Origin of the sequence: Bacillus cereus (genome assembly GCF_002567495.1) — a bacterium.
GTDB classification, from domain to species: Bacteria; Bacillota; Bacilli; order Bacillales; family Bacillaceae_G; genus Bacillus_A; species Bacillus_A cereus_AQ.
Window position 1 is genome coordinate 36,481 of sequence record NZ_NVAP01000055.1, and the last position, 21,217, is coordinate 57,697.

Here is a 21,217-nt window from a genome sequence, read left to right on the forward strand (position 1 = left end):
CATTTTAACATGATTGAGGAGAGAAAAGATTAACATAAACCGATGCAGCTAAGTAATATTATCGGATTGAATGTATTGTAATCATATACTTCTCATTCTCTTAAGTAAGGATTTAAAAGTACCCTATCCATAGAGCTACTAAAACCACTACTAATAAAGCAAAGCAAAATGTGATATTTCTAACCCACTTTTGTATATCACCAAAATACCGGTCTATAAATAAAGCATAAATATAAACCATAAGAAATAGAAAAATGTAAGTAAGAGCACCCAATTTATCGTTAAACTTCTCATTTGTAAATGTGCTTACATGAAGGAATAGAAAAACAAATGCTACTATGAATAGCTCAAATAGCCTTTTTTTATTCAACCCGCCACCACCTTACATTAATTTCCTTTCATTCCATTTTATCAGAACATACTGTGTAGCAGTATATGAATATTATATTCATTTCAAAAAGGCCAACAATCCAAGATCGTTAGCCTCTACTTTCCAGATTCACACCTTTTATCACTTTACTTCCTAACAACCGGAATCCACATTTCACCAAATACTAAGCCATTTCTCTGCCCCATCTCAACCGTTGTATTCGGTCCACCCACATAAGCAAAATCTTTTGCATCTCGTAAAGCTTGACCGAAGGCGATGCCAGTAAGCTTATTACTTAGCTCTTCAGCCGTTTTGTCTTCCCCTTTCACTACTAAGTATTCTCCCCTCGGAAACTGAATTACTCTAGATTCTTCTATTTGTGCTTCTGTCATGACACCCGCATAATACATCATTTTGTTATTCACCGCTTCGCTCACGGAAAAAATGTATTCATTTGTAGCTAAAGCTTTTAAAGTGTCCAGCCTTCCATCTTCTTTAACAGCCGACCAAAAGTCTTCCTTTTCTTTATTTATTCCAGCAAAGTCTGTGTATTCACTCTTGATTTCAGTTCCAATACCTAACACAATAAAGCTATCTTTTTCTTCTATAGTATAATTTTTCATATGCAAAACCTGCCTCTTGTTTTATTAATCAAACGATTTATCTTTTCATCTGATACGTTTATAATACCTTTAAACCATGTCAAAAAATGATACTGTTTAGGAGACCAAAATGAAAAAAGTTGAACGGATTAATACAATTATGCGGTATATCAACAACCGCTCCCACTTTACAATTTCTGAAATCATACGAGAATTTAACATATCACGGTCGACAGCTATTAGAGACATTAGAGAAATTGAAGCTATGGGAATGCCACTCGTCGCTGAAGTTGGGAGGACCGGGGGATATTTTGTTATGCATAATTCTATCCTGCCCGTTGTTCGCTTTACTGATAATGAAGTGAAAGCTCTTTTTATTGCCTTTATGGCTACGAGGAATCAACAACTTCCCTACCTAAAGAGTCGTCAATCTTTAGCCGAAAAACTACTAGGACTCATCTCAGAAACCCAGCAAGATGACCTTGTTCTTTTAAATCAACTCTTGCTGTTCCAAGGGACTAACCCTCATAATCCCGATTTACTTGAGCTTTCTGATCTCCCCCATCCTATGTTAGAAAAACTCATTCAAATCCTTCTTTTGGATAACCATTTATTGATTACCATCAAAGAAGAAGAAATCAGGTCTTATCCAATTTATCTATTACACCTTTATCAAGAAAAAAGCCATTGGATCATTGAAGGGTTTGACTTAAAAGAAGAAAAGAAGCTGATTTTTCCTGTCGATGACCTCACCAATATTGAACCGTACACGACGAAAAAAAGGTTAAGTAAGAAAAAGATTTTAGAAAAACTCAATAAAAAGGACGAAATAATCAATCTCGTACTTGAATTAGGACCGAAAGCGATTGCCCAGTTCAAAAAATATCACCCTTTCAAAATTTCAATATCTTACACAAGCCCTTACCAATCCACAGCCATTTTAAAGACATTTATCGATGTTCACAATTCCGATGAAGTGACAGAGATAGCAAATTGGCTGCTTTTCCTAGGGAAGGATATTACAATCAGAGAAATGCCTGAAGAAGTATTAAATGATTTACAAGAGCGACTATCCTTATATTGCCCTTGAGCGATAATTCGTTACCAATTGCCCATATTTTCTACCATGAGTATGCAACAAATAATAAAAGCACGGAAAATCTTCCGTGCTTTTTCAAAAACGTATATAATTTCGGATGACTACATTCACTTACCCTAACTGACGTTTAAATGCTTTACTAGCGAAAAAGTAAGAGATGATCATGATACCTACGCACCAAATGAGTGCAATCCATATATCGTTGCCAACAGTACCTTCATATAAAAGGGAACGAATCGCATTCACGATTGAAGTTACAGGCTGATTCTCTGCAAACGCACGAATAATTTTTGGCATCGTTTCGGTAGGTACGAAGGCTGAACTAATAAATGGAAGAAAAACGAGTGGGTACGAGTATGCTGTCGCCCCTTCCATAGACTTCGCTGTCAACCCTGGAATGATAGCTAGCCATGTTAGCGCTAACGTAAACATCCCCAGTATTCCAGCTACTGCAAGCCAATCTAGCATATTAGCACTAGAACGAAAGCCCATTAAGAGCGCAACAAGCATAACCACCACGATAGTAAGCATATTAGCAACAAGAGAGGTTAAAACGTGAGCCCATAATATCGATGAGCGCTTAATAGGCATCGTAATGAATCGTGCCATTAGCCCACTCTTTATATCTGTAAATAATCGTACAGAAGTGTAAGCCACACCGGATGCGATGGCCATTAGCAAAATTCCCGGCAATAAATAATTGACGTAGTTATCCGTTCCTGTCTTTATAGCTCCGCCAAATACGTAAACAAACAATAGCATCATCATAATCGGTGTAATCGCTACAGTAATAATTGTATCTGGACTACGCATAATGTTACGCATTAAGCGCCCTAGTAATACCCCTGTTTTGCTTTTCATTTACATCTCCTCCTTTTTACCGATAATCGCAAGGAAAATTTCTTCCAATGTCGGCTGCTTTTCGATATACTCCACTTTAGCTGGCGGGAACATCTCTTTCAGTTCAGTAAGGGTACCTGTCGTAATAATTTTTCCGTTATGCAAAATTGCGATACGATCTGCTAGTTGTTCGGCTTCCTCTAAGTACTGAGTCGTGAGCAAGATAGTTGTGCCGCTGCCAGCAAGTTCCTTAACTGTATTCCACACTTCGATCCGCGCTTCCGGATCAAGTCCAGTCGTTGGTTCGTCAAGAAAAATAACTGCTGGTGCCCCGATCAAACTCATCGCGATATCAAGTCGGCGCTTCATCCCGCCGGAATACTGATCTGCTCTTTGGTTGGCCGCATCTGTCAGGCTAAATCTTGCAAGTAGATTGTCAGCAACTTGGGCAGGACTAAAAACACCACGTAACTTGGCAATCATTATCAAGTTTTCCCTCCCAGTAAGCATGCCGTCTAAAGCTGCGAACTGCCCTGTCAAACTGATGCTTTGACGAACATGATCTGGTTGACGCTGAATATCAAACCCGCAAATACTTGCTTCACCATCATCTTGTTTCATTAGTGTCGAAAGGATATTGACCGTTGTCGTCTTTCCCGCTCCATTTGACCCTAGCAGCGCGAAAATTTCGCCACGTTGCACCTCAAAATCCACACCCTTTAAGACTTCTTTATCTTTAAAAGATTTTTTTAACCCTATTATAGAAATCGCTGCGTTGCTCATACTTTTTCCCCCTTATTAAAATAGGTTACCTATACCCCCTATTTAGTATCACTGATAATCTGTATTACTTAGTAGTGGTGTAAAAATATAACTGAATAGCGATGGCGGCAGTTCACGTTGGTAACCAGCTAATCAGTCGGTATGACTTATTCCACTTATTTTTTTCTCAATTTCTTCATAATGCTTTCATTCAAATCTTCACGATACTTGGAGACATACGTTTTAGCGTTTGCCACTAGCTCATCCGCAAAGGATGCTACGTCCTCTCCAGTAATATCAAGCACTTGTCTGCCTTCCGCTGCACCGGCTTCAAACAAATCGATTAATTCATACTGTATGTGCAGCATATCCATCCCGTTACCCGCTGAGAAATTCCACATGTAGTTTTGAATTTTCTTAAATACAAACTGGTAGTCCTCTGGCAGAGCCTCAACTCGTGCCATCATCATTTTGTACTCTTTTTTATCACCAATTAATTTTTTAAACATTTCTAACATCTTATTTTCCTCCTTTTTTATAAAGCCGAACAAGAAATTCCAAAAATATCGGCCGGAACGTTTTATCTTATGAACCTATTTTGACTTCAAGACGTTAATTTTTGATGATACAAAATCCCATTTTTCCCAAAACAATTCAAGCTCTTGGCGGCCTTCTTCATTTAATGAATAAAACTTACGAGGCGGTCCCATATCTGATGGTTTCTTTTCAATATTCACAAGCTTTTTCTTCTCTAATCGTACGAGGATAGTATACACCGTACCTTCCACAACTTCGGTAAACCCAAGATCATTCAGGTGGCGGGTAATCTCATAGCCATACGTTTCACGGCGACTAATGATTTCCAGTACACACCCTTCCAGTGAACCTTTCAGCATTTCAGTTAAATTTTCCATGTCCTGATCCTCCTTTACCCCCTATTCTGTCTGACTTATATTCAGTATCACAGAGTACTAAGGCGAATTTTTCACTGAATAGTTTTTGTGAATCTGAACTATTCAGTATCACTTATTACATCTACATTGTATGACTAAGTAGTTGTGAATGTCAACTTTATTTTCAAAAAAATTAAAAATCCGCTTTCCCCTAACCGAATACAACCTACTTTTTATGATGAACTATCCATATAGCTAGTAAACTGCAGAAAGATCTACAACAAAAACATGTACATTTTTTGTTGTAAGGGCCATCAAACTAGCAAAAAAGAGCTGATTCAAAGTATAATTTAAATCAGCTCTTTTTTATTGTTTTTATACCGATATATCTTGTTTTTTCACAATGCAAATTGTTTCTCACTACGATTTCCCATACATATAAAGCATAAAGGCAAGTGCGATTAGAGAAAACCCCCAGAGATTAGTCGTACATGATACGAGCCCTAAAAATACAATTCTGCTAGAAATTTTGCTCTATATTTTATTTTATTTGTGATAGTTGATTAACAACACTATCTAAAAATTTTTCTACCTTTTCTTTTGATGTATCCGGCGTATGATAACCAATCGTAAATGTAAGTCTTCCATTAAAAGAGCTTGCTCCCATTGAAAAGAATGGTGCATACATAATAGGTGATGTCATATACCCGTCCTCAGCTTGAATTTCACCAAACTGAATAGGTTCATCAGCGATCACTCCCAAATTTGTCAGTAATGGCAGCGCCATTCCCATCTGTACAGCCTGTTCATATTGCTGATTAAACATTTCCTTCACTGTAGATAGCTTCATTTCTGCCAGTAGCTCCATTCCTGCTGCTGAAGAAAGACCTGGATTTTGAGACTTTATTTTATCCATTGATTGTTTAACTCGAACAAGAGTCTGATTAAATGTTTCATCGTCTTCCATTTTAATCACTGGCATTTCCATACCGGATAGGTTGCAAATAGCACCAGGTGTAGAATTAGGCAGGTATCGACGTAAATCAATTGTCAAACCGATCATTTTTTCTGCGGTGCGAGGTTCTGCATACACAGTGAAATGTGATAAAGCTCGGAAGTATGCAGTCATGATTACATCATTCAAGGTAGCCTGTTGCGCTTTTGTCCATTGGGTTAAACGTAGAGTTTGATCATGGCTCAACCGCCGTACGGACATTTGTGGGAATTTATTTTTGTTAGGTTGAGATGGAAAAGACCATAACGATGCCTGTTGTTCTTGATTAGAACGATACGCTCTTTTTATGTCCGATACTCCAGCATATTTGAATACATGTGATTGATCTCGACAACTCTCATTTCCCTCACCAAATTCCTTTATAATTTGCTTCTTAGATCGCCCCAATGAAAGGTGAGTATATATTGTTCCAAGCAATTTAATATATTCCTTGACTCCTGCACCATCTGAACATAGATGAGATAATTTCACAACTAACATATCTGTTGTAGTGCCCCGTAATAACTTCGTTTGAACCATAGGCCCCTGAATACGATCACCAGATTCCTTAATAAAATCTATTGCCATTATTTCAAGTTCTTGATTATTTCCTTCTGCAAAAAAGCAAATAGATGAGTTAGTGTCAGATGAATGTTCCTCCCAGTAAGGAATATCATTTTCTACAAACCGGCTGTTCAAAACTGGCTGCAATTTTAACGTTATCCTTACTGTTTCTTCAAGTATTTCCTTTGATATACCTACAGGAAAATAAAGAACTGCATTAATTTGTTGATCTGCAGAATAAAGATCTAATACATAATTCATTCGATCTTGAGGTGTTACTGAATACTTTCTTTGCTCCATAATTCCGTCCCCCTTTAGGACTTTTGTATAACCCTATTTTCCATATGCTTGTAACTTTTCTAGCCATTTTTCTTCAAGAGCTAACAACGCTTATTTTTCGAATTTTTTAACGCAATCATCTTCTCCGTATTGGTTTCATTCTTTTTGCAGGTGATACATCCATTATTTCATTGTTATTACCATTGCCTAACCACTTCAATAAAACTAGACGAAAATAAATTCAGTTTACATATACATAAACATTTTATTATAACGTCTATGAATTATCAATACGGCAAATAAATCATTTTTATGTCTATCAATAAAAAACAATATATTCAAGGGCCACTTCATAATAAAAGGTTGATGGGCATGTATATGTACCCATATCGCTATCAAAATAAGAATGAGAATTTTTGCAACAAAAATATGCTGCAGATATTGATTTTATAGTAAAAAAAGCCCCTCCATTTTGAAAATGTGCAATCAAAATGAGTAGGGCTATTTCCGGTTTAAATTTTATAAAAGAATGATTATCATAAATAATATTTTATTTTTTAGTCTACCGTATTATTTTCAATCTATTTTCCTAATAAATAAATGATTGGATTTTATTCTTATAATTTGAGGTGGTATCGTTGGTTTTTAAAAATAGAAAGCTTATTTTCAAATCAAATGAAAAAGAGTTGAAATTATAGATATTCATGTAGAAATTTCATTTTGGGGATACTTAAAAATCTTAAGTTGATGGGCATGTGACGCTACCCCATAAGCTATATTTTTTAAATAAATTATCTTAAACTCAATGTTTTTTTCGCAAATTTATTGTTACAATATAAATTGTAACGGTTACATAAAGTTAAATAAGACTTGTGGTATTAAGTCAACTATATGATTGATAAAAACTAGAGAAGAATTTCTAAAAAAGAGCGCAGGAAACTAAACCTTAGGAATACACAGAACGTTAGTTCGTATTTTTAGGTGGGAAACATGAATGTTTGTTCATATCCCTAAAGCCGCCTTGAAAGGATATCAAAAGCAGTAGTTAGCTCTTGATTTACACGCTCCTTTATGGCATGTAGAGTTGGTGGTTGCGTAGTAGCACATCCACCAGACGCACTAGTTTTCTCGCTGTTAAGACAAGGGCTCTTTTATGTTTGTATTTCGGAACTTCATCATATTTCTTTAAATAATAAGCACGGTAAGTAGCTTCACGAAGTTGTACAGAGTTGGCAGCTTCAACCATGTAATAACGAAGATACTGGTTTCCCGTTCGTGTCATGGGTGTTCGTTCCGATTCAAAGTTTCCAGATTGCAATTTTTTCCAGTAAAGACCGGTGTATTTGGCCAATTGTGCTTCGTTCTCAAAGCGTTCAATTTGTCCAACTTCCGCAATGATTCCCGCGGCGTATACGACTCCAATGCCTGGAACACTTGTTAAATATCTCGCTGCTGGAATGGCTTCGAATAAAGCAGTAATGCTTTTTTCTATCTCTTATCAATCGTGCATAAGTGGCTAATACAACGTCCACAGAGTCTTGAACGACCTTACCTAGTCGGTAGGAGTCACGTATGGCTTTCTTGATGGTTTTCGCTAAATCTTCCGGGTCGCTAAAGCGTCCTTTCCCCTTTTTCTGAAGAAGAGTAGCGAGTGCTTCTAGATTCATTTCTGCGATTTCATCCAACGAAAGGGAATCTGAGAGTATTTCCATCATCGTCGCACCAAAAACAGAGGTATTTAACTCTTTCGATAACGTATTACATTTGTAGTAAAGGTTCTCCAGAAAGTGTTGCTTACATTCTGTTTGCTGGTGAACGAGTTGATATCTAGATCGTGTTAAACGTTGAAGGGCAACGTATTTTTCCTCCTTGATAAGAAACTTATTATACCGCCCGATTCATAAAAAATCGGCAATACGTAAAGCATCTATTTTATCGGTCTTATCTTCTTCAAAGAGTTTTTTATACCGATGGATGGCTTTTGGATTTTGTACGACCACTTCCACGTCTAAAGCCCTCAAATCCTTATCTTCCGTTAGGAACATGGAAGGATGGAAACTATAGACGGAAGTAGATTCCATGCCAATGACAATTTTTTCATAGTTGTACAACTGGTGAAAATGGAGAACATCCTCCTTAATGGCGTTGGCACCATTCACATCGCTTGAAAGACAAATTTCTTTCAAAACAGTGTCATGACTGTCAAGAAAACATACATCAAGTTTTTCAGAGCTTACATCAATAGCTACGAATAATCTCAAAGAAAGGACCTCCTTTCTTTGAATAGTATTTGGAATGAGCTTGGATACTGTGGGATCTCCCTAGAGTCCAAAACATAGCCACAACATCGCGTATGAGTATTCAATGATTGCCTTCACCTAAGCTACCCTCCCACCACTATGAGAGGTAAGTGAAGGAAACCGATACAGCTTGTGCGTATGCAGTGCATTTTGGTCTGGGTCACAGTCTTTTAACGTGGTCGAACTACAGGAGGAGTAAGCATATTCCCGATGGATCCATTTCCATACTTCCATTATCTGAAGAAATCCCCCAGTATCCAAGACTAAATTTTACCCATACATCATTTTTTTGATGTAGCTCTTGAAGATAAAAACTATTTAATTTTCAAGGAACAGTTATTAACTTAAAACTTATTATACGAGGAGGGTGTATCATGAAAAAAATATGCTTTGTATTAATTGTCGACGCTGGTATAAATTATGGTTCAATATTTTCTCTACCATTTTTAAGGAATCAGGATGATTTGAAGGAATATTTTTCTAAGTATTATGATGTTTCAATTAATTATATTAGGGATAAAAACTCAGTTGACTATTTGGTAGTTCCCAAACCGTGTCCAGCTTTTGATAATGAAAATAATCTTCCAATAATTGAAGTACCAGCAATCTTATTTATGGAAAAGAATTTTGAAAAAATAAAGACTTATATAGACAATTATTTTTCTAATAACTCATAAAGAAAATAAAAGTACAGTAAAAAGAAGTCCAATAAAAAACGAGTGGTGTAGAATATTTCTATTAATCATTCGTTTTTTATTATATTTACATATATTTTTTAAAAGAGGATTATAGACGTTCTGAAAAAATTAATTATAACAAGAACAGTGTTCGTGCTACTATCTACGGTTATTTTTTGGGTTCTGGTGCAAAGATAAAATAAAAGAGAATATAGCGCATATATTTCGAGTGGAATTGTATTTTATGCTGTTAGCCCAAACAATTGATGGATGAATTCTTTCTGATTTTGGACAGACTGGTCCCGTAAATCAATCTGTTCTTTTTTAATCATATGCATTGCTTCAACACCACTCAATATAGAAGTTGCAGTTTTAAATGACTTAAACCCCAACATAGGATGCACACGTTTCTTAATAAAACGATGATCTTGTTCCACTATATTATTGAAATATCTAACTTGTCTTAGCTTTATGCCTTCAGGCATATGTTTTTCTTCTTTCAACGCTTGAATTGCTACAGGATAGGCAGGGTTCTTATCTATTATTATCACGCGAGGTTTAGAAACGTACGAAAAAGTCAGGGCTTTCTTGAAAAAACACTTGGCGGCTTGTTTATATCTTCATTTACTTAGATAAAAATCAATGGTATTCCCTTCTGAATCAACGGCACGATATAAATACATCCATTGCCCTTTTACTTTAATATAGGTTTCATCGAATCTCCATGAATCATTTGTTGATTTTAGATGATGTCGTACTTTCTCTTCTAGTTGAGGTCCATATTGATGAACCCAGCGCATAATCGTTGTGTGAGCAATGGATAATCCTCTTTCCTCCATCATTTCCACCAGGTTACGGAAGCTCAAATTGTACCTTAGGTACCACCTTACTGTTAATAAGATTAGTTCCGGCTGATAATGCTTCCATTTGAACAAATTTCTCTTTTCCATACCGATCACACACCTTTTTTAGAGTAATACTATCAGTATGTCCAAGTTTAGGAGATTACTGGCAAGAGCTTTAGAGTTTTTGCACCAGAACCTATTTTGGTTCTGGTGCAAAAACTAATGTCATTGTGTACACTGAAATTATGCATAAAAAGTACGTCACTCTTTCTCGTTAATATAAAAGAATAGTAACGTGCTTTTAACTTTAAAAATAGCCTAAATGCTTAAGTTGATGGCGATGTGGCGTTACCCTTTAAAAACTTTATAAGATCATAAAATTTATAGATATAGTAGATTCTCTTTATTAATAAAATAAATCATTTGTATGTACGTTTACTCACGCACATACAAATGATTTATAAAGCCACAATTAAATGAAAACATCTTTTCTGTTACGATAACATCATAGCCATGTCTTCTGCTGCATTTGTAATTAGTTTTAAACCGAATGTTTCTTGTAATACATCAAGTACGCCAGGTGAAATAAATTCAGGAGCCTTTGGACCGATGCGAATATCTTGAATTCCAAGACTAAATAGCCCGAGCAAAATGGCAACTGCTTTTTGTTCAAACCATGATAGGACAATACTTACTGGCAATTCGTTCACTTCACATTGAAAAGCATCTGCTAAAGCAGCCGCTATTTTCAATGTAGAAATGGAGTTGTTACATTGTCCTAAGTCAATGTAACGCGGAATTTCCGTGCCAGGTACAACACCGTAATCCACATCATTAAAGCGGAATTTCCCGCAAGAAGTTGTTAAAATAACCGTTTCTGGCGGAAGTGACGTTGCTAATTCACGATAATATTCTCCGCCTTTTCCCGGTGCATCACAACCGGCGATAACAAAGAAACGCTTTATTTTCCCTTCTTTTACTGCATCAATAATTTCTGGAGCTAATGATAATACTGTATTATGATGAAACCCTGTAACTAACTGTTCATCCGACTCCATATGTACTTCTGGAAGTTCTAGCGATTTTTGAATTAATGGTGTAAAATCATCATTTTCAATTTTTTGTACACCTTCTAAACCTGCAATTTCATATGAAAAGAATCGATCAGAGTACGAGCCTTTAATTGGCATAACACAGTTCGTTGTAGCTAATATGGCACCAGTAAATTTTTCAAAAAGGCGTCTTTGATCATACCATGCCTTACCGATGTTTCCTTTTAAATGTTTATATTTTTTCAGCTGCGGGTATCCGTGTGCTGGTAGCATTTCAGAATGCGTATAAATATTAATGTCTTTTCCTTCTGTTTGCTTTAATAGTTCTTCTAATGCAAATAAATTATGACCCGTAACTACAATTGCTTTACCTTCTACACGATTTTGTGTAATTTGTACAGGCTCTGGCACACCAAAATGATTCGTATGTGCCTCATCCAATAACTCCATCACCCGTAAAGCTGATTTCCCAACTTTCATAGCCATATCAATATGCTCTTGTTCGTTAAAATTAGAATTTGTTAATGTCATATATAAAGCTTCTTGTGTTGTAGCATCTACAAATGCATCCGTATATCCTAGCTGAGCAGCATGAGTACGATAAGCCGCAATTCCTTTTAGCCCAAACACAATCGTGTCTTGTAAACTAGCAATCGTTTCATTCTTTCCACAAACACCCATTACTTTACATCCGCCTGTTGGCGTTTGTTCACATTGATAACAAAACATATCATCCCACCCTCTCCCAATCATTCATTACACCTTAAGCATAATACCCATTGAAAAAAAGTGATGTGATATCAATCACAATAATATATAAAGATTTGTGACAGTTCATATTGTTGACATAATATTTTTATTGACACTAAAAAATATACACTAGTGTGTGCACATCTTTCGATACTTTTAAATAGCTAAATAATTAATTTGGAGAAATATATACAACGAAAAAAATTTTTGAATCCCTTGTACAAATAGTTGCAATTCATCACATATGAAAATAGACATGCAAAAACGCCATCCTTTTCTATCATTCAATAGAAAGAATAGCGTATTTTTTATTTTGGCTCTGTTAAATTTAAATGTTGATTTTTAAATAATAATTAGGTGAACCTTCATTTGTTGAGGTTCACCGTCTTCTTGAACTAACTCACCCTTTAGCTTAACAAGTAATACTCAATATCTTTCGATTATTTTGTTCTCTGTTCCATTTAGAATTCTCTTTATATTTTGTCGATGAAGAATGATTATTGATACGCTTATTAGTAGGGAAAGTGCTATGATAACTTTATCTTCAAATATTAGACTGTAAAAGAATAATGCTATACCAGCCAACATTGAACTTAGTGACACATACTTAGTAAATAACAAAGTTAACACGAATACTACAAAACCAACAAAAACACCTAAAGGCGTCAAAAATAAAAAAACTCCAGTTGCTGTCGCAACAGCTTTTCCCCCTTTAAAACCGGCAAATACAGAAAATATGTGTCCCAATATGGCTAATAAACCACATACAATAGGGTTAACCGTAGAACTAAGTATTAGTGGAAGTAAACAAGCAAGTGTACCTTTTAATATATCAACGATTGCAACAATTACTCCTGCTTTTATGCCTAAAACTCTATAAGCATTAGTTGCACCAAGATTACCACTACCGTAATCACGAATATCTTTCTTATAAAACATTTTACCGATTACTAAAGCAAATGAGATTGAGCCTATTAAATAACTTAAAATCAGAGTTAAAATATTCAAAGTATTATTATCTCCTCACTTAGTTTGTTACTTTAAGTAATTCTATTTGTTGTATATTTTTTCCTGTAATCCTTATTGCGTTAAACTGCTTCGATAGTTTAATAAGCAATAAATAGTAAATTTCTATAAACGTAAACTGTGATACGTTTCAGTCACTTCAAAAACAAATGAAGTCAATAGAAACTCTTTGATGTTATGCTTTGTGCTTTCGTTACTAAGTCTCTTCAATTTCAACATTATCATTTAACAGAGCCTTTATTGTAAACCTTTTTATTTACAATACATTTACACTATCTTAACATTATTTACATTATTTATATGATATATTTAAATAGAACCTACTTAAGAAATTTCATGTATATTGTATCTTTGTGATCTCTTATCTGATTGATAAAAAGATCATGTTATATTTTTATAGCAGGGGTGAATTAGGATGACTGAAACTTTAAAAACACTTATAATGCTTGATGCTACTTACGTTGTTATTGCAATTATGACGGTACTAGTATTTGTATACTTGGAATTAAAATCTCAGTAATATATGCTGGCATAATCGACAAATTCAGCATTTAAATATAGTTAGAAGAAAGAGAGGAGAAAATTATTTCTCCTCTCTTTTGTATTCTCACAATGTCTTATTTTAGTAAATCCAATGTATGTAAAAGTAACCCTTTGTCCCCTACATCACCATGACCAGGTACGACAGAATTCATATTTTTATATCGTTTCAATACATTTTCAATCGATACAGACCATTCATTTACGTACGCATCCGCCACATTTCCTAAATCTTTTGCTTCCGCAGATTTCACTAAACAGCCCCCAGCTAAAATTTTATATTGAGGTAACCAGACGACAATATTATCTTCTGTATGTCCTTTCCCTGGATAGAACGTTTCTACTTTCATATTTCCAAACTTCAAATTCGTAATTTTTTGTAAATCTCCAAGCGGCTCTTCATATCCACTTTTCTTTGCTAGTTCCGCAGTTAATGCTGTACTATGCGCTTTAATGCCTCTTTCTTTCAACGTTGTTATTCCGCCAATTCGATCAGCGTGCGCATGTGTAATAATGACATCCGTTACCCGCTTCTTAAATTTCTTTTCTACCATCTCGATTAATTCCTTCGTTAATTTGTCATCCCAAGAAGAATCAACAAGTACTAATCCTTTAGAAGTAGTAAGAACTAGACCGTTCGAAGGAACCGCTTCTCCATTAAAATAACCTAACTCCGTATGAACCCATACATTTTTGTTTAACTGAGATATTGAAATAGTTCCCGTCTCATTTTTTATTACTTTTTGCTCTAGCTTTTGTTCTGCTTTCACAGAAGAAATTGTACTAATAAATTGAGTTATTCCTAGTAAACTAACACATACCCCTAATTTTAATAATGTATTCTTTTTCATTTTCTCCATCCTTCCTTTCAAACTAAATAGTTATTACCTATATTAGACAATTCATCTCCAATCTTTGTTCCATCATGTCTTACATATTTTTTTAGAAATAATAAAAAAGCGTACAAAATGTTGTACGCTTTAAAACTTAACCTTTCACTCCATAATTCTCAAACTCTTCCTCATTCCCATAAAATACATTCAAATCAATATACTTTTCTTTTCCATTATAACCGCTTAATTTCCCACGGTTCGTGTATTGCCAGAACGTCCATTTTCTCTCATCAGATAAACTCGGTTTTGTAAGAACACTACGAATCCATATATCACATTGGAAATACGCATCCTTTATATACAAATCATACGCCTCTTGCGTTGCATACAATATTACTTTCTTACCATAATGTTTTTCTAGCATTTCAATCATGACCGACAACTCTTTCGCAACATCTTCACGCTTAGGCGGATTATCTTTTTTGTTAGCGTAAAACTCAACATCAATTACAGGTGGCAATGCTTGTTTATATTTTGGAACAGTTCGTATAAATTGCTCTGCTTGTGTTTCACCCTTACTATCAAAACTAAAAAAATGATACGCTCCGATGCGCATACCTGTCTTATTCGCATTCGTCCAATTTTTCGAAAAGTACTCATCCACAAACGAGCTTCCCTCAGTAGCCTTTATAAACGCAAACTTCATATTCTGCTTTTCCAACTCTCTCCAATCTATATCCCCTTGATAGGATGCGACATCTACACCTTTTATTCCATACTTATCCGCACTTATTTGATTCGGAATGAATATACCCTGAAAAACTAAGTAAACGACAACACTTATTACACTAATTAAGGTAAAGATTCCTCCTATAAAAAGCTTCCTTTTCACTCGTATTCCACTTACCATTCACGTTTTTTATTTATCCTCATTTTTTCTTCAAATGCCTTCTCCAAATCAATTTCTAACTTATTTGCTAAATCACATACATTCCAAATGACATCAAACATTTCTAAACCAATCTCTCTTTTCGCATCTTGTATTGTATCACGCTTTAATATGACTTCCGCTAATTCACCTAATTCCGCCATCGTATATATGGTGCGCTCTTCAATTGTTGTATCTTGAAATCCTTTTTCTTTACTGAAATTTGATACATACCTCTGAAACTCCACAATATTCATACTTAATCTCCCCTCATTACCAATACTCCATTTTTCTATTACACTTAAAACCAAAATTATATTTTGTTAAATTATAACATTCGGACTATAATTTATTTATAGCCCATTAACGGAGGTGTTTGCAATGACTCTCTTCGCTTCCCCATCATTATTCACAGTGGCAATTCTTTCATTTGCACTAGCTTATTTCATTGGAGTAAAACAATACACTTGGCTCTTATCAGGATTCAACGAGCGCCGCGTGCCTGATAAAGTGAAACTATCAAAAATAGTTGGTCTTTATAATTTAGTTGCTGGGGTCATTGCCACAATCGGTAGTGTCTTCACTACTCCTAATGTCACGATCGTTATTCCTATCATTATAATTGGACACTTTATTATCACCGCTTATGTAAATACACGCATGGTGCAGTAAAAAAGATCACCCAAATGGATGATCTTTTTTATAATTTATCAACATATTGCTTCGCTTCTAGTAAGGAAAAACCAAAAGCTTCTCTTACTCTCTTAACTGCTGTAACTTTTTTGCCTTCTTCTACTAGCTGGCGTAGTTCTTTATTAATTTCAGGTTCTCTTTCTACAATTCCCATTTCTTTCGTAATTAATTGTAATCTATCTTCAATTCTCTTTAAACGCGCATCATTTTTCTTTTCAATTGTAGCTAATTTTTCAGCGATATAAATGAAACCAAAGGCTACTATCGGTATAACCATCCAAAATTCCATAAATGTTCCCCCTTACTAACTTTCATTTGTTTTATTTCACTAACTTATGTAAATTTTACCACATCAAACATTTAATGTATAATACTACTATATCAAACTGTTAATAAAACCTATTATTTTAGGAGGACACTTTATGAAAAGATTTTTAAATACGTTACTTCAATTTGTAGTTCTTTCAATCGTGCTACATTTATTATTTGATATAGTTGGTTGGCTTGTTCTCAATGCAACAATTAAAAACAAACAAATCATCATTTCTTTAATAACAATCTCATGGGTTATGTACATGCACCGAGACAAATTTTTTCAAAAGTTCACTTCAAACTCACTAAAAAAGAAAACACTTCATTGGTGAATTACGAAGTGTTTTCTTTTTTTACTACTGTATAATAAAAATAATATTCTGTCTTTAAAGAAAGGAGTCACCATGAACTTAAAAATTAGCAATATATACGAGAAAATGAACCAATATTCCGTTGCAGGTTTAAGCCTCGCTGTTATACGTAATGGCAAACTAGATGAAGCGACTGCCTTTGGAACACTTGAAGCTGGAACAACTAGAGCTGTTACTACAAATTCTCTCTTTAATTCTTGCTCTATCAGCAAATTCATCACTACAATGCTCGTACTAACATTATCAGAGCAAGGTATCGTATATTTAGATGAAGACGTAAATGATAAACTCACATCTTGGAACATTCCTACCAATCTATTTACTTCACAAAAAAGTATCACTTTGAGAAACTTATTAAGCCATCAATCTGGACTCATTGATCCACCTAATAGTTTTGAACATTATACACCTGCAAAAGGATTACCTAATATGTCTGAACTCCTTTCCGGTAAAACACTATATTGCCCCGTATCTATAGAAGTAGCTTATAAACCAGAAAGTGAATTTCATTACTCGGACGCAAACTTTTGTATAATCGAGCTACTACTAGAAGATATTACAGGAAAATCATTTAATCAGTTATTAGAAGAACATATCTTCCAGCCACTACAAATGAAAAATAGTACACTTTTCTCTCCAAAAGACATAGATAAAACCGATGTTTTTGCTTGCGGACATAATAAAGATGGAACTGTAACAAATGAGAGATTTCCATTTTATCCATTCGCAGCTGCTTCAGGCATTTGGACAACACCAACTGACTTATCAGCTTTAGTCATTGAAATCATTCATTCCTTACAAGGAAAGGGCAAACTAAAACTTTCTCAAAAATTTGTACTAGACATGATTTCTCCTCAAGGTTGCTCAAAATGGACTGGATTAGGTGTTTTTCTAGATGATTCTAATGAAGAATTACAGATTTATTCACTCGGATGGGGCGTCGGATTTCAATGTATGATGGTTTGTTATCCATACTGTGGGAATGGTGCTGTTATTATGACCAATTCCGATTTAGGTGTTCATCAAATGGAAGGAATCATTGGTGAAGTTTTAAAAACATTATCCTTATAATATAAAGAAAGAAGCTGATTTCCCCAGCTTCTTTCTTTATATTACATTTTTCGCAACAATTTTTATGTGCTCCGGTGCGATAATCTCCGTAATACATTCTTGGAAATCTTCATGCAACAATTCTTCAATATGTTCTAACTGCACTTCAACGTGTGTGCATTCTAGAGTATGTATGTTCAATAGTGCATAATGATCTTTTTTCTTAATTACTAAATATTGATTTTCCTCTGTCACAAGTACAGAACCTAATCGGACTCCTAGTAGGCGTTGATCATCAAATTTCATAATTGCTTCCCCTTCCCTCACATAAACGTAATTTTCATTTAAATAATTACGTTTACAGAAATACATCTCTTGTAGACTATACCATAATCTACCAAAATATAAATATGATTTTTTCTTTTAATAAAGTGAAACTTTAATCAGCCCTCACCAATCGAACTTTTACGGGCAGTTGATCCCCCAAACTTCTTTTCTTTCGCTGAATTTTGAGGTGAAGGTCTTACTGCCCGTTAATGCGGATAAAAACTCTTATTTTTTCATATATTTCGATACAAAAAACTTTCTCAACATAAAATTAGAATTTTCAGTTTTTAATTATATGAAAATCTATTATAATAAAGTTAATAAATGTTTGACCTCTCCTAATTCATGTACATATGGATGATCAGTAGTTGCTGCTACTGATCTATTTTTTTGATTTCAGAAAGCACATACGCTGCATCCTTTCCTACACCACAGATAAGCGCAGAACCTCTTTGAGATTGCCACGGCAATCCGATATAATACAATTCTTTTACTGGACTGATTCCCTTTATATGATTAGGAAATCCTTTCTCATTCACTGCCTGTTCAATTTCAATCCAATTATAATTTTGAACAAAACCAGTTGACCATATAACGCTTTCTGCACTATAAGTATCACCATTCTGAAACATAATGTTATTTCCTGATGCACTTACTACTTTTTCTTGCAGTTTGATTGCTCCATTACGAATAAGTTTCTTACCTTCAAAACCGAAAATAGGGTCCTTTCTCTTCTGAAACCATCTTCCCCTCTTTGTATTTATTTCAGCGTACAATAAACCCACTTTTTCTAGCTGATTAAAAATACTTTTCCCAAAAAATTGTAACGGTAAAAACGTTAAAGGATGGCTAATAGACATCGTAACTTCATGAGTTTTTGCAAGTTCTACTGCGATTTGCATTCCTGAATTTCCGCCACCTACTACAAGTACCTTTCCCTGTGGAATTTGCGATGATGATCTATATTGTGATGAATGTATTTGAAAAATATGTGATGATAGATTTGCTGAAACTGAGGGAATAAATGGTTGCTGAAAACCACCTGATGCGATAATAACTTTTTTCGTTTGTAAAATTTCTGTAGGAGTATGTAATTCAAATATTTCTTTTTCTTTCTTTATTTTTAGAACTTCCGTTTGTAATTGTACCGGTAATTGAAAATATCTTGCATATTCTTCTAAATAAGTTGCAATTTCATCTTTATATGGAAATTCATTTTTTTCACCTATTAACTCCATACCCGGCAAGCTACTGTAAGACCTTGGGGTAAAAAGCTGCAAAGAATCATATCGATTTCTCCATGAATCACCAACTCGTTTTCCTGCCTCAAGTAATAAAAAATTATACCCTTCTTGCTTCAAGTAATATCCCATTGTTAATCCAGCTTGACCCGCTCCAATAATAATTAGGTCTTTCACTCTAATCCCTCCTTCCACCAAACATATGAATATTTGTTCATATATTCATACGTTTCCATAATCATAACATTTTATTTTTATATAATTCAATATCTGCTCAAAATAAAAAAAAGCAGTTTACCATAAAGTAAACGCCCCTTCATTCTACCTTCCCAGTCTTTAGCGCCTGTGCCCAATCATATCTTTCTTGTTGAACAGCCAATCCAGCAGCTTCTTCCCAATTATAAGGAACTGAAATTTGTTCAATTGTCCATTCTCCCATAACCTTTTCTATCACTACATATTTTGCATGCGGAGTTCCTGATTCCATTTTATGCATAACAGGTAACTCATCTTTGTATGCTGGAAGTCCTACACTTCCTGGATTTATAATAATCTTTCCGTTCGCTAAATAAACAACTCTAGGAATATGTGTATGACCACATACTATTATTTTTTGTTCTATATTTTGGAGTTGATCCATTATATTTTTTCATTCTTTAATATTGCACCATTCTCGTCCATCTCTTCTAATAAATACACCTCATCCGAAGTCGGCGTACCGTGACAACATAACATATCGTCTACAATAAATTGTGAAGGATGTTGTTGTAACCAATCTATATGATAATTTGTTAATTGATTTCGAACAAAAGTTAGTGTAGTAGATTGCTCTTGTATAGGTTCCCAAAGCATGCGATCACAATTGCCTTTAATATGTATCATCTCGCTACTCATTAATATTTCAATTGTCCCTAAAGGATCTAATGGCCCATACACACTATCACCTAAATTTATTATCATTTCGACCTTGCGACGTGTAATATCTTTTAATACCGATTTTAAAGCGTGACTATTTCCGGGAATATCTGAAATTATAGCTATTTTCATCTTAATCCCCACTTTACTATATTATTTATAAACATCTGCCGCCAATTCCCTCAAGACATCAACATTCACTACTTCAAAGCAACCATTGTTCTTTTTTATAATCTCTTTATCACAAAAAATATTTAATGTACGTAATAGGTGTCGATAACTCGTTCCTAACAATTCCGCTATTTCCGTTAAATTCCCACTAAACACAATTTTATTTTCATGCTGAACTGCTCGTTCTCCTGCCGCTAACATGTAACTCGCCAGTCGATTTTCAAGTGGATACAATAAATTAATTGTACTGTTTTTTGAAAGTCGATTTAATTTATGTGCTAACGATCCGCAAATACATCGTAAAAATTTCGCATCATGAAATAGTTGATTTCTCACTTTCCCTAAAGGCAAACCAACACAATATGAATCTGCCATTACTTGTACGTTTGAAGCAGTATTTTGAGAATGAATTAACTCCACATCTCCTAACAGCTGCAAGCTATCATAAAAGCATAATAATACAGATTTCCCGTTACTTAATGTATTAAACGCTTTCGCTTTTCCTTCAACGAAAAAAAATAAATAGTCTATCTCTTCATTCTCTCTACAAATAAACTCATTCTTTTTAAAAAATATGAGTTCCATATATGGTTTCATATCATTACTAAAAAAGGAGTCAATATTATTTTGTTTCATATACTCTGCTAATTTAATAGGATTACATACTTTCTTCATAGTCTCCCACCTTTACAATTCATCCCCATTGTAATCAAAATTTTCTTCTTCCACTATGACATATGTCATAGTAATACACAATTTCAGCATGATACAGTCATTACAAAT

General features: G+C 34.6%; 21 protein-coding genes and 3 pseudogenes. 5 read left to right on the plus strand and 19 right to left on the minus strand.

The genetic code is table 11. The annotated features are described in order from the left end of the window. Nucleotides 1–112: 112 nt before the first annotated feature. Together COK05_RS26430 and COK05_RS26435 are read right to left on the minus strand one after the other, a co-directional pair. Nucleotides 113–370: a DUF3963 domain-containing protein gene (locus COK05_RS26430; RefSeq protein ID WP_098614912.1), complete on the minus strand. Its 258-nt coding sequence runs from the start codon at nt 368–370 to the stop codon at nt 113–115. Nucleotides 371–516: 146 nt separating this feature from the next. Further along, on the minus strand, nt 517–993 hold the full coding sequence (locus COK05_RS26435; protein ID WP_098614913.1) for a GyrI-like domain-containing protein: 477 nt from the start codon (nt 991–993) through the stop codon (nt 517–519). 109 nt (nt 994–1,102) lie between these two features. Between COK05_RS26435 and COK05_RS26440 the strand changes: the two genes are divergently transcribed. Then, a complete protein-coding gene (locus COK05_RS26440; protein ID WP_098614914.1) occupies nt 1,103–2,062 on the plus strand; it encodes a helix-turn-helix transcriptional regulator in 960 nt (319 codons plus the stop codon). A gap of 120 nt (nt 2,063–2,182) precedes the next feature. On the opposite strand, the gene COK05_RS26445 is transcribed toward COK05_RS26440, so the two are convergent. The 6 genes and pseudogenes from COK05_RS26445 to COK05_RS26470 form a co-directional block, all read right to left on the minus strand. Then, a complete protein-coding gene (locus COK05_RS26445) occupies nt 2,183–2,932 on the minus strand; it encodes an ABC transporter permease (RefSeq protein ID WP_098614915.1) in 750 nt (249 codons plus the stop codon). Then, complete coding sequence (locus COK05_RS26450; RefSeq protein ID WP_098614916.1) at nt 2,933–3,694, minus strand: ABC transporter ATP-binding protein; 762 nt, start codon at nt 3,692–3,694, stop codon at nt 2,933–2,935. Between the two features lie 155 nt (nt 3,695–3,849). Beyond that, the gene (locus COK05_RS26455) at nt 3,850–4,191 is read right to left on the minus strand and encodes a DUF1048 domain-containing protein (RefSeq protein WP_001969217.1); all 342 of its coding nucleotides are present in this window, start codon (nt 4,189–4,191) and stop codon (nt 3,850–3,852) included. 75 nt (nt 4,192–4,266) lie between these two features. Next, nucleotides 4,267–4,587 (minus strand): PadR family transcriptional regulator, encoded by a 321-nt coding sequence (locus tag COK05_RS26460; protein ID WP_000429487.1) that lies wholly within the window; start codon nt 4,585–4,587, stop codon nt 4,267–4,269. Between the two features lie 520 nt (nt 4,588–5,107). Then, the gene (locus COK05_RS26465; RefSeq protein ID WP_098614917.1) at nt 5,108–6,424 is read right to left on the minus strand and encodes a condensation domain-containing protein; all 1,317 of its coding nucleotides are present in this window, start codon (nt 6,422–6,424) and stop codon (nt 5,108–5,110) included. A 1,048-nt stretch (nt 6,425–7,472) separates the two neighbouring features. After that, nucleotides 7,473–8,664: pseudogene (locus COK05_RS26470) on the minus strand (IS110 family transposase). A gap of 413 nt (nt 8,665–9,077) precedes the next feature. On the opposite strand from COK05_RS26470, the gene COK05_RS26475 reads away from it, so the two are divergent. Further along, a complete protein-coding gene (locus tag COK05_RS26475) occupies nt 9,078–9,380 on the plus strand; it encodes a hypothetical protein (RefSeq protein WP_000717611.1) in 303 nt (100 codons plus the stop codon). Nucleotides 9,381–9,622: 242 nt separating this feature from the next. On the opposite strand, the pseudogene COK05_RS26480 reads toward COK05_RS26475, so the two are convergent. The 6 genes and pseudogenes from COK05_RS26480 to COK05_RS26515 form a co-directional block, all read right to left on the minus strand. Then, nucleotides 9,623–10,330 (minus strand): annotated as a pseudogene (locus COK05_RS26480) (IS6 family transposase). Nucleotides 10,331–10,719: 389 nt separating this feature from the next. Further along, nucleotides 10,720–12,006: a hydroxylamine reductase gene (hcp, locus tag COK05_RS26490; RefSeq protein ID WP_098614938.1), complete on the minus strand. Its 1,287-nt coding sequence runs from the start codon at nt 12,004–12,006 to the stop codon at nt 10,720–10,722. A 447-nt stretch (nt 12,007–12,453) separates the two neighbouring features. Next, nucleotides 12,454–13,035 carry a glycerol-3-phosphate 1-O-acyltransferase PlsY gene (plsY, locus tag COK05_RS26495; RefSeq protein WP_098614918.1) on the minus strand — a complete coding sequence of 194 codons (582 nt, stop codon included), beginning with the start codon at nt 13,033–13,035 and terminating at the stop codon, nt 12,454–12,456. 635 nt (nt 13,036–13,670) lie between these two features. After that, nucleotides 13,671–14,444: a BcII family subclass B1 metallo-beta-lactamase gene (gene bla2, locus COK05_RS26505; protein ID WP_098614919.1), complete on the minus strand. Its 774-nt coding sequence runs from the start codon at nt 14,442–14,444 to the stop codon at nt 13,671–13,673. Between the two features lie 136 nt (nt 14,445–14,580). Then, nucleotides 14,581–15,318: a glycoside hydrolase family 25 protein gene (locus tag COK05_RS26510; RefSeq protein ID WP_098614920.1), complete on the minus strand. Its 738-nt coding sequence runs from the start codon at nt 15,316–15,318 to the stop codon at nt 14,581–14,583. An 11-nt stretch (nt 15,319–15,329) separates the two neighbouring features. After that, nucleotides 15,330–15,611, minus strand: a complete 282-nt coding sequence (locus COK05_RS26515) for a MazG nucleotide pyrophosphohydrolase domain-containing protein (protein ID WP_098389943.1) — start codon at nt 15,609–15,611, stop codon at nt 15,330–15,332. Nucleotides 15,612–15,735: 124 nt separating this feature from the next. Between COK05_RS26515 and COK05_RS26520 the strand changes: the two genes are divergently transcribed. Further along, a complete protein-coding gene (locus tag COK05_RS26520) occupies nt 15,736–16,026 on the plus strand; it encodes a DUF3784 domain-containing protein (protein ID WP_098614921.1) in 291 nt (96 codons plus the stop codon). Nucleotides 16,027–16,054: 28 nt separating this feature from the next. Here the strand turns inward: COK05_RS26520 and COK05_RS26525 are convergent, their stop codons facing one another. Then, nucleotides 16,055–16,336, minus strand: a complete 282-nt coding sequence (locus COK05_RS26525; protein WP_097953810.1) for a hypothetical protein — start codon at nt 16,334–16,336, stop codon at nt 16,055–16,057. A 133-nt stretch (nt 16,337–16,469) separates the two neighbouring features. Between COK05_RS26525 and COK05_RS26530 the strand changes: the two genes are divergently transcribed. Further along, nucleotides 16,470–16,691: a hypothetical protein gene (locus COK05_RS26530; protein ID WP_098614922.1), complete on the plus strand. Its 222-nt coding sequence runs from the start codon at nt 16,470–16,472 to the stop codon at nt 16,689–16,691. A gap of 72 nt (nt 16,692–16,763) precedes the next feature. Then, complete coding sequence (locus tag COK05_RS26535; RefSeq protein WP_098614923.1) at nt 16,764–17,801, plus strand: serine hydrolase domain-containing protein; 1,038 nt, start codon at nt 16,764–16,766, stop codon at nt 17,799–17,801. A gap of 36 nt (nt 17,802–17,837) precedes the next feature. Here COK05_RS26535 and COK05_RS26540 read toward each other — a convergent pair whose 3' ends face one another. The 4 genes and pseudogenes from COK05_RS26540 to yeiL all read right to left on the minus strand — a co-directional run bounded on the left by COK05_RS26540 (nt 17,838) and on the right by yeiL (nt 21,109). After that, nucleotides 17,838–18,086 carry a hypothetical protein gene (locus COK05_RS26540; RefSeq protein WP_098614924.1) on the minus strand — a complete coding sequence of 83 codons (249 nt, stop codon included), beginning with the start codon at nt 18,084–18,086 and terminating at the stop codon, nt 17,838–17,840. Between the two features lie 395 nt (nt 18,087–18,481). Then, nucleotides 18,482–19,525, minus strand: a complete 1,044-nt coding sequence (locus COK05_RS26545) for a flavin-containing monooxygenase (protein WP_098614925.1) — start codon at nt 19,523–19,525, stop codon at nt 18,482–18,484. 139 nt (nt 19,526–19,664) lie between these two features. Further along, nucleotides 19,665–20,395: pseudogene (locus COK05_RS26550) on the minus strand (metallophosphoesterase family protein). A 21-nt stretch (nt 20,396–20,416) separates the two neighbouring features. Continuing rightward, the gene (gene yeiL, locus COK05_RS26555; RefSeq protein WP_098614926.1) at nt 20,417–21,109 is read right to left on the minus strand and encodes a transcriptional regulator YeiL; all 693 of its coding nucleotides are present in this window, start codon (nt 21,107–21,109) and stop codon (nt 20,417–20,419) included. Nucleotides 21,110–21,217 lie beyond the last annotated feature (108 nt).

Coding starts and splice junctions, on each gene's coding strand:
- COK05_RS26435 (WP_098614913.1), bottom strand. CDS start 993: ATGAAAAATTATACTATAGAAGAAAAAGATAGCTTTATTGTGTTAGGT.
- COK05_RS26455 (WP_001969217.1), bottom strand. CDS start 4,191: ATGTTAGAAATGTTTAAAAAATTAATTGGTGATAAAAAAGAGTACAAA.
- bla2 (WP_098614919.1), bottom strand. CDS start 14,444: ATGAAAAAGAATACATTATTAAAATTAGGGGTATGTGTTAGTTTACTA.
- COK05_RS26450 (WP_098614916.1), bottom strand. CDS start 3,694: ATGAGCAACGCAGCGATTTCTATAATAGGGTTAAAAAAATCTTTTAAA.
- COK05_RS26540 (WP_098614924.1), bottom strand. CDS start 18,086: ATGAAATTTGATGATCAACGCCTACTAGGAGTCCGATTAGGTTCTGTA.
- COK05_RS26525 (WP_097953810.1), bottom strand. CDS start 16,336: ATGGAATTTTGGATGGTTATACCGATAGTAGCCTTTGGTTTCATTTAT.
- COK05_RS26460 (WP_000429487.1), bottom strand. CDS start 4,587: ATGGAAAATTTAACTGAAATGCTGAAAGGTTCACTGGAAGGGTGTGTA.
- COK05_RS26515 (WP_098389943.1), bottom strand. CDS start 15,611: ATGAATATTGTGGAGTTTCAGAGGTATGTATCAAATTTCAGTAAAGAA.
- COK05_RS26530 (WP_098614922.1), top strand. CDS start 16,470: ATGAAAAGATTTTTAAATACGTTACTTCAATTTGTAGTTCTTTCAATC.
- hcp (WP_098614938.1), bottom strand. CDS start 12,006: ATGTTTTGTTATCAATGTGAACAAACGCCAACAGGCGGATGTAAAGTA.
- COK05_RS26440 (WP_098614914.1), top strand. CDS start 1,103: ATGAAAAAAGTTGAACGGATTAATACAATTATGCGGTATATCAACAAC.
- COK05_RS26520 (WP_098614921.1), top strand. CDS start 15,736: ATGACTCTCTTCGCTTCCCCATCATTATTCACAGTGGCAATTCTTTCA.
- yeiL (WP_098614926.1), bottom strand. CDS start 21,109: ATGAAGAAAGTATGTAATCCTATTAAATTAGCAGAGTATATGAAACAA.
- COK05_RS26535 (WP_098614923.1), top strand. CDS start 16,764: ATGAACTTAAAAATTAGCAATATATACGAGAAAATGAACCAATATTCC.
- COK05_RS26475 (WP_000717611.1), top strand. CDS start 9,078: ATGAAAAAAATATGCTTTGTATTAATTGTCGACGCTGGTATAAATTAT.
- COK05_RS26465 (WP_098614917.1), bottom strand. CDS start 6,424: ATGGAGCAAAGAAAGTATTCAGTAACACCTCAAGATCGAATGAATTAT.
- COK05_RS26445 (WP_098614915.1), bottom strand. CDS start 2,932: ATGAAAAGCAAAACAGGGGTATTACTAGGGCGCTTAATGCGTAACATT.